Annotated in this window: 1 protein-coding gene; it reads right to left on the reverse strand. The window is 71.8% G+C overall.

Going from position 1 to position 1,447, the window contains the following annotated elements; all coding sequences use genetic code 11:
* The coding region (locus FNH05_RS37315; RefSeq protein ID WP_144593530.1) for an EamA family transporter at positions 1-903 on the reverse strand (903 nt) is incomplete at its 3' end.
* Between the last annotated feature and the right edge of the window lie 544 nt (positions 904-1,447).

The raw sequence follows: 1,447 nt of genomic DNA on the forward strand, positions 1-1,447 counted from the left end.
CTCGGGGACCGCGCGTGGTGTCCGGGGCTGGGCCAGTGCGACCGCGGCGAGCACGGCCACCGCACCGGCCGTCTGCCACGGCGACCACCGCTCGCCGAGCACGAGCCAGCCGAGCACGGTGGCGGTCAGCGGGCTGGCGAAACCCAGGAACGAGACGGTCAGCGCGGGCAGCCGTTCGATACCGCGGAACCAGACCGCGTAGGCGAACAGCGATCCGACGATGCTCAGGTAGGCGAAACCGGCGAGGTTCCTGCCGGTGAGGTGGCCGGGAACGCCTTCCACCGCGAGAAAGGCCGGTACCAGGGCGAGTCCGCCGACGGTCAGCTGCCAGCCGGTGAAGGCGGCCACGCCGACGCCTTCCGGACGGCCCCAGCGTTTGGTCAGCACGATGCCCGAGGCCATGCAGAGGGCGGCACCGAGTCCACAGAGGACACCGGCGGTGTCGAGACCGGCACCCGGCCGCAGCACCAGCAGCGCGATCCCGGCCGTGCCGAGCAGGCACGAGGCGGCCTGCGGGGTGCGGATCCGTTCCCCCAGCAGCAGGGCGGACAACAGGAGCACCAGCATCGGCTGCACGGACACCACCAGTGCGGCCAGTCCGCCGGGCAGGTGGTAGGCGGCGGCGAACAGCAACGAGAAGAAGCCGCCGATGTTGAGGATGCCGAGCACCGCGGCCCGCCACCACCACCGGCCGCGGGGCAGGGTGCGGGTCACGGCCAGCAGGACCAGGCCGGCGGGCAGGGCCCGCACCGCGGAGGCGAGCAGTGGGCGGTCCGGCGGCAGGAACTGGGTGGTGACCAGGTAGGTGCTGCCCCAGATCGCGGGGGCCAGCGCGGTCAGCGCCGTGTCGGTGGTGGTCTTGCGCCGTGCGGTCGCGGGACCAGGGCGGGGTGGTGCGGGCATCGTTTTCCCCGTGTCGTCGGTGAGAGGGATTTTCGATCCGGCTGCTGAAAGGGCCGTCTCATCGTTGATGGGGCCCGCGGCCGGTTCAAGCAACATCCGGTGAACCGGACTCCAACGGGGGGTGGCCGCGCGCGCGGGCGGCCGGGAAAGGGAAAAGCTTCAGGCTAAGCCGGTGTTTCACGGCCGCTCAAGCGAACGACGGGTGAACAGTGCGTGCGCTGCGCCGGATGGAGCAGGGAAAACGCACGCTCTGCCCGCTTCCGGTGCCGAACGGCCGAATTCGCGTGCGCCGCTTGCGCGCGCGGGATCGCTCCCGCCTGCGGGAGCGGGCGTGCGGGGTTGCCCCGGTGATCGTCACCACTTGCCCCGCCAGGTCGCCGGTGCCCGTTTCCGGGGCAACCGAACGTTCACGCGACGGCCGGACGGAGGTTGCCCGCTTCTTGGTTCCCGCTGTTTCCATTGCCTACCGTGACGACGCGAATACGGGATCGGCTCGCGCTGGGGCCGATGCGGGCGGTGCCCGGACGGCTCCCGGTGCACAAGC

It is taken from the genome of Amycolatopsis rhizosphaerae (assembly GCF_007713715.1).
Classification (GTDB): Bacteria; Actinomycetota; Actinomycetes; order Mycobacteriales; family Pseudonocardiaceae; genus Amycolatopsis_E; species Amycolatopsis_E rhizosphaerae.